Source organism: Pedobacter sp. 01N416 (genome assembly GCF_056399685.1).
Genome location: NZ_JBFTRT010000002.1, coordinates 22,053 through 28,052 on the forward strand (window position 1 = coordinate 22,053; position 6,000 = coordinate 28,052).

Annotated in this window: 8 protein-coding genes and 1 tRNA gene; 5 read left to right on the plus strand and 4 right to left on the minus strand. The window is 41.1% G+C overall.

Annotated elements, in window-relative coordinates; translation table 11 throughout:
* The first annotated feature begins 10 nt into the window (after positions 1-10).
* Genes AC1DND_RS00255 through AC1DND_RS00275 form a run of 5 tightly spaced genes read left to right on the plus strand, consistent with a single transcriptional unit; the run spans position 11 to position 3,039 of the window.
* A complete protein-coding gene (locus AC1DND_RS00255) occupies positions 11-559 on the plus strand; it encodes a BfmA/BtgA family mobilization protein (protein WP_477578134.1) in 549 nt (182 codons plus the stop codon).
* Position 560: 1 nt separating this feature from the next.
* Positions 561-1,529: a DUF5712 family protein gene (locus tag AC1DND_RS00260; protein WP_477578136.1), complete on the plus strand. Its 969-nt coding sequence runs from the start codon at positions 561-563 to the stop codon at positions 1,527-1,529.
* Between the two features lie 26 nt (positions 1,530-1,555).
* Complete coding sequence (locus AC1DND_RS00265; RefSeq protein WP_477578138.1) at positions 1,556-1,927, plus strand: hypothetical protein; 372 nt, start codon at positions 1,556-1,558, stop codon at positions 1,925-1,927.
* 17 nt (positions 1,928-1,944) lie between these two features.
* On the plus strand, positions 1,945-2,343 hold the full coding sequence (locus AC1DND_RS00270; protein ID WP_477578139.1) for a hypothetical protein: 399 nt from the start codon (positions 1,945-1,947) through the stop codon (positions 2,341-2,343).
* Positions 2,344-3,039: an ATPase gene (locus AC1DND_RS00275; RefSeq protein WP_476767464.1), complete on the plus strand. Its 696-nt coding sequence runs from the start codon at positions 2,344-2,346 to the stop codon at positions 3,037-3,039. It begins immediately after the preceding gene.
* Between the two features lie 316 nt (positions 3,040-3,355).
* On the opposite strand, the gene AC1DND_RS00280 is transcribed toward AC1DND_RS00275, so the two are convergent.
* The 4 genes from AC1DND_RS00280 to AC1DND_RS00295 form a co-directional block, all read right to left on the minus strand.
* Positions 3,356-3,898: an ORF6N domain-containing protein gene (locus tag AC1DND_RS00280; protein ID WP_477578141.1), complete on the minus strand. Its 543-nt coding sequence runs from the start codon at positions 3,896-3,898 to the stop codon at positions 3,356-3,358.
* Complete coding sequence (locus AC1DND_RS00285) at positions 3,888-5,159, minus strand: site-specific integrase (protein WP_477578143.1); 1,272 nt, start codon at positions 5,157-5,159, stop codon at positions 3,888-3,890. Before AC1DND_RS00285 ends, AC1DND_RS00280 begins: the two co-directional genes overlap by 11 nt.
* A gap of 249 nt (positions 5,160-5,408) precedes the next feature.
* Positions 5,409-5,495: transfer RNA gene (locus AC1DND_RS00290), tRNA-Ser, on the minus strand.
* A gap of 172 nt (positions 5,496-5,667) precedes the next feature.
* Positions 5,668-6,000: DoxX family protein (locus tag AC1DND_RS00295; RefSeq protein WP_477578145.1), on the minus strand; the 333-nt coding region annotated here is incomplete at its 5' end.

The window sequence follows — 6,000 nt, forward strand, 5'->3', positions numbered from 1 at the left end:
CAAAAAATGGATGAAGAATGAAGTATTAAGATCGATTAAATATTCAGAGGCGGAAGGTATTAAGTTAGATAAGATAGCCCTAAAACTGGGGAGATCAAAGCGACTGGTTTTCCTTCAGATGACGGAGTATTTCTACAGGACGAAAAAAGACCCGCTGGACATCAATGATGATCTGCTAAAAACTACCATGGTCCGTAACCACAAAGACTATATCGGATTTATCAAGACCCAGGAAAATGATCTGCTTATTCCGACCAGGCGAGAGGTTGCGCAGTTGTCTGAAGCACAAAAAAGGTTGATCATAGGCTTTAACGGACTCTTAAAACAAAACGAAATGGTGCCCGTGTTGATGGAAAAACAGACCCAGTTTTTATATCAGCTTGAAAAAGACTATAAATTGATTTTTGCAAAGCTACAGGATAAGCAAAGCTTCAAGCAGCTCTTTCTGAATATCCTTGATGGATACGCTATTGCCAGGGACAATCTTCCTGCCATTGGATCAAAGAAAGATAAGTTGCAGTTGCTGGCTGCTACAAGGAACCAGATAATGTTATTGTAATATGTATATCAATATAACTGACAGCAAAACTGCGGACAATAAGGGCAGTAGTGGACAATTGGTGAACTATCTCGAAAAGGAAAATAGGTTAAATCCTATGCAAGAACCAGAAAGATGGTTCAATCATCAAGATCAGGTATATGAGCCGTATGAGGTTCGTACCGCCATTGATGGCAATATTGGGAAACTCGGAAAAGATGATGCTAAATTTTTCCTGATCAATATCAGTCCCAGCCAAAAAGAACTCAGGCACCTGAAGGAAAGCTATGGGGAGCAACAAATGCCCTTGAGACTGAAAGAATTTACTGTTAAGGTTATGGATGAATATGCAAGAAACTTCAACAGGGCGGGAGTTAACAGCAGCAGGGATCTGGTCTGGTTCGCGAAGGTGGAAAACCATAGATATTACACCCATAATGACAGAGAGGTGAAGCAGGGACTGAAAAAACGTGGAGAATTGAAGCAGGGAGACCAGCAGCATATACAGGTGATCGTAAGCAGAAAGGATCTTACCAATAAAATCAAATTAAGTCCGATGAATACCTCTCGGGGTAAGAATATCGAGCATTCAAAAAAAATGGGACAGTTTGACCGCCTGGCTTTCAAGCAGTGCGGAGAAACTCTTTTCGACCGGCAATTTAACTTCAATCGTGAACTAAGGGATGCCTTGGCCTATTCGAACATCAAGAGTAACGGTACAATTGAGCAAAGAAAACAGCTGGATACTTTAGATCAGGGAGTTAAACTTGATCAGTCACAAAAAGGGATCATTTTAGAACTCGCAGTTGATGTCTCAAAGGGGCTGTTCCAGACAAGTTCAGAAATGCTTGAAAAAATAGGCTCGACAGTTGGCAGTTTTCTTGACATCATGCTCGAACCTAATTATGGGCCTATAGTCCCTGCTAATACCCAGGAGCCCAAGCGCAAGAAGAAAAAAAGAGGACACAGCCAAGGGCAGTCCATCAGATAAGATTTTCGATATTAAAACCTTAAAATATGTTATCAGAAAAAGAACAGATCGCTAGCCTTTACCAAAGGCAGCGAACATTAGAGGAGAAACTGAAGATACTTGAAACCAAGGGCCTGGAGTATCCCATGTTAAAGGTACCAGACTATACATCTGATCTGCGTGAAGTGAAGAAAAGTGTAGATAGGTTTCTTAACAGCAGTCATCAAAAGAACATGGACGAAACTTTCCGTATGATCAAAGATCTCGTTTCAAGGATACCTTACACGATCCATGTGCAGAACCATCACCACTTTGCGAAACTGACCAGGCGTGTCATTATTGCGTTCACGGTTCTGGTGATCTGCTTAGTATTTACCGCCTGGCTCGCATACTATTTCTATAAACATTCAAACGTGTAACTTAAACTTGATAGCAAATGAAAAAATCAGTAAATTTGAGAGAACATGATTATCAGCCCCTGGCACTCAGCATCTATGTAGATGCGGTAGAAATACCACAAGGTGTCGTTGTTCTTCTGAGCGACTGGCCAAAGCTGAAATCTGCAGTAGACCCTAAAAGTCCTTTTTATAAACTTATGGACAAACTAACGTTTATCCCATTTCATGAGCGGTCCTTAACGGAAAAATCAGAATTTCTGGAGAGTAAATTGCGTGAGGTAGAAAAGGAGAACCTTGTAAGGGGATCGTTTAGGACTTATCAGAATGAGCTTTGCACAGCCCCTAATCTCTTCATAAATGAGTATGCCGATAGAACGGAACTGGTAAGTGTCGATGCCCGGTCTGGAAAAATTAGCCTTATAAAAACATTAAGTTAAATGAAGCCTTTACAGCTTTATGTTTTGAGCGGCCCCAATGGAGCCGGCAAATCGACCCTATCTGGTACATTTGTTTCACCTGGAACAGATATATTTGATGGGGATAAAGAAATGGCTATCCTAAAACACCAATACCCGACGACAGATAATGGTACACTGTACGAGGCTGCAAATGGGATTGTTTTCCAAAAAAGAAAGGATAATGCGATTGCGGGGAGAAAGGACTTTGCTTTTGAAACCAATTTTAGGACAGAGGGGGTAATGGATAGTGTTAGACAGTTTAAGGATGCTGGGTATGAGGTAAGGATGATCTTTATTGGGCTGCCATCTGTGGAGGCTTCAATCAACAGGGTAGATATGAGGGTCAGGGCCGGGGGACACTTTGTGGATGTTGACAATGTAAATAAAAATTTTATCGGTGGACTTAAAAATTTAACGAAGTTTTACGACCAGTTTGATTCCGTTGACATACTTGAAAGTACAATTGGCCATAATGAGCCTTTTAAGATGAACTCGCTGATGACCATAAAAAAAGGGATTATTTCTGCTGCCATTGAAAAACTGCCTGAGTGGGTATTGAAGATCCCTGAAGCTATAGAGCGAAAACATCAGATTGACCTTCAGAACCAGATTCAGAAAGAGCAGGATAGAAACCGCGATTTAGGGAATGAAAGAAATAAGGGACTGGGCAGATAAAGAGGCATACCATGGAAATTATAAAGTAATTTCAGATTAGATCTTTCTGTGTTTTAGTTGAATATAAAAACCCGGCACCATTTTGTTGTAGTTAAAGATCCCCACCACGCATTGCGGCCTGCGGAACCCCAATGCTCAAAACCCTAGCTGTTCCCGCTTCTCGCATATACGCAATAATTTCCTGGGTATCGTATTGTCATTGCCCCCAAGCGTAACGTTTAATAACTTTAGGTTTTTTTGCCAAAATTGAACATTTTATTTTTACTTAAAAATTCAAGGTGCCGCTATAGCACCTTGAATCCTTGGAAGAAATGACTTAAAGATCATCTGGTTTAAACCCAATTCGCTTTCTTGGGGGATTGGGATTTCCTTTATTCTCAAGCAATTCATCAAGGTAGCGAAATACAATTTCCATGTTTTTATCCTGATTGGTTAGCTTTTTCTTGATTTTTTCAAGCTCTATGCGGAACTCCATATTGTCAGAAAGCAATAGTCGCATTTTGGTGAAAATTCGCATGATCTGGATGTTTACATTAATGGCCTGGTTACTGGAAAGGATACCTGAAAGCATTGCCACACCTGCCTCCGTAAAAACATTTGGTGCCTGGCGCCTTCCTCCCCAGCTTGCTCTTCCATTTTGGAAGAGCAAGTTCTTGAATTCATCATCATTCAGCCTGAACATAAAATCCTCCGGAAACCTATTTATGTTCCTGGCTACTGCCTTATTCAAGTTTCCTGTTGTTACCATATAGAGTTCTGCCAGGTCTTCATCCAGCATAACCTTCTGCCCCCTGATAATGTAGATCCTGTTGAGAATTAGATCATCAGCTATATTGATCACATTACCCTTATCTTTCATGGCCAAGCGATTTGGTTCGTGCAATCTTATGGTTGAAGTTGATAGGCTCATAATTGCTCTCCGCTTTTAATTTGGCCATATCTGCCCCCACTTTGATGTCTAGGATCTTGGCATAATGCTGAGTAGTTCGGATATTGGTATGTCCGAGCATCTTGGATACGCTCTCTATCGGCACTCCCTTTAACATCGTAACGGTTGTTGCGAAAGTATGTCTGGCAATATGGAAAGTGATCTGTTTCTTGATTCCGCAAACATCTGAAATCTCCTTGAGGTAACTGTTCATCTTTTGGTTACTGCAGACCGGGAATATCATGCCTGTAATATTGCGGGTCATGTGGTCCTTGTAACGCTCAATCAATGATGTGGCCATTGGCAGTAATGGTATGCGCGAGGGCACATTGGTTTTCTGTCTTTTGATCGAAATCCATTTTTCACCGTCTATGCCTGGTACAATGTCTGTTTCTCTCAATTGCTTTACGTCGATGTAAGACAGTCCGGTAAAACAGCAGAAAAGAAATATATCCCTGACCTGTTCCAACCGCTCACTTAGCATGGGCTTACGGGCAATCCGGGCCATTTCCTCCTCATTCAGGCATATCCTCTCCACTGGCTTAACTTTGTTCTTATAATTCAAAAAAGGATTAAGTGACATCCATTCATTGGCAAGGCATATCCTGATGATCTTGCCGAAATTCTTCATGTATTTTACCGCGGAGTTGTTGTTGCATTTTCGGACGGAACGCAAATAAAAATCATACTCGGTTATAAACTCATGGTTTACCCTTTTAAGATCTATATCATTTACAGAATATTTCCACTGTAAAAAATCTTCAGTGTGTTTCAGGGAAGTGCGGTATCTTTGAGCCGTTCCCTTGGTATATTCGGTTCCCACCAGAATCTCCACTTTACGGTTATGCTCCTGGAATACCCCGATCAGTGTAGTCTGTTTCTCTTCTTTTCCCTGGAATCTGTCGCGGATGGCGTCCGCCGTAATCATTTCGTCTCGTTGGGTAAGCTGGCGGTGCGCCTCATAAACCTTCATTTGTAGGTCTGCTAAGTAGGCGTTCAAGGACTTTGAATCCTCTTTTTTTCCATTGGCCCGACCGGAGGCAACGATCCATTTCTCTGGTTCACAGGACCGTCCTGTCGTGATTTCGGATCTTTTACCATCAACGGTAATCCTCATGTAAATGGCTACAGGGCCATTCTGATAATTTTTTGACTTCTTCAAATAGAAGAGCAAGCTGAAATTGGTTTTCATAATGTCTCACATTAATGGTTAACAAATTTAGCTTTGAAGTGTCCAAAAGTCAAGATGTATACTCTCTGAACATGTTGATGTTCAGTGTCTTATATCAAATTCGGTGAGTCATTTCAATTTTTCATTTTACTCACCGAATCACTCACCAGAACTATGCGAATTTATGCATGTTTTGTGGGGTCCCGGAAATGAAAAAAGCCTGCTATCATACGATTTGCAGGCTTTTCTTGGTTTTTGAAACCATTTCAGCGGAGAGTGGGGGATTCGAACCCGCGGACCCTTTAACAAGTCAACAGTTTTCAAGACTGCCGCAATCGACCACTCTGCCAACTCTCCGCTGCAAAAGTACGAAMTTGAAGCAAATCTGCAAATGATTTCGAATCAAATATTTGCATAAATATTTTAAGCGTTGCTAATCATTTAGTTAGCTCGCATAAAAACTTTCAAAAAAACAAATAAAGGGCCAATAATGGCCATTTTAGCTACAATTTCAGGCTTTAGGTTTAAACTAAAGCGCCTCTTTAGGATAAATTTTTTCCCGGTCTACCGATAAAACACCATTTCCCTCAATTGCAAAACAAACGAGTCCGATTAATACGGAGACCGAAAACCAAAATTCTGAATAGGGTTTAAAAATTCCACCAGAAATATTTACAAAGAATACTGCCCCGATCAATATTGGTAAATTAACCAGGCAGAATACACGGGTATGTGTGCCCAGGGTGATGGCTAAGCCCCCAATTAGGTGTAACATAATAATCAGGTGTGCCAGTAGGCTAATGCTCACAGCCGTGCCTAAGAAAGCGCCCCTCATTAAATTACTAAAGGCTGGCATATTGAT

Coding starts and splice junctions, on each gene's coding strand:
- AC1DND_RS00255 (WP_477578134.1), top strand. CDS start 11: ATGAAGAATGAAGTATTAAGATCGATTAAATATTCAGAGGCGGAAGGT.
- AC1DND_RS00260 (WP_477578136.1), top strand. CDS start 561: ATGTATATCAATATAACTGACAGCAAAACTGCGGACAATAAGGGCAGT.
- AC1DND_RS00265 (WP_477578138.1), top strand. CDS start 1,556: ATGTTATCAGAAAAAGAACAGATCGCTAGCCTTTACCAAAGGCAGCGA.
- AC1DND_RS00280 (WP_477578141.1), bottom strand. CDS start 3,898: ATGAAAGATAAGGGTAATGTGATCAATATAGCTGATGATCTAATTCTC.
- AC1DND_RS00270 (WP_477578139.1), top strand. CDS start 1,945: ATGAAAAAATCAGTAAATTTGAGAGAACATGATTATCAGCCCCTGGCA.
- AC1DND_RS00285 (WP_477578143.1), bottom strand. CDS start 5,159: ATGAAAACCAATTTCAGCTTGCTCTTCTATTTGAAGAAGTCAAAAAAT.
- AC1DND_RS00275 (WP_476767464.1), top strand. CDS start 2,344: ATGAAGCCTTTACAGCTTTATGTTTTGAGCGGCCCCAATGGAGCCGGC.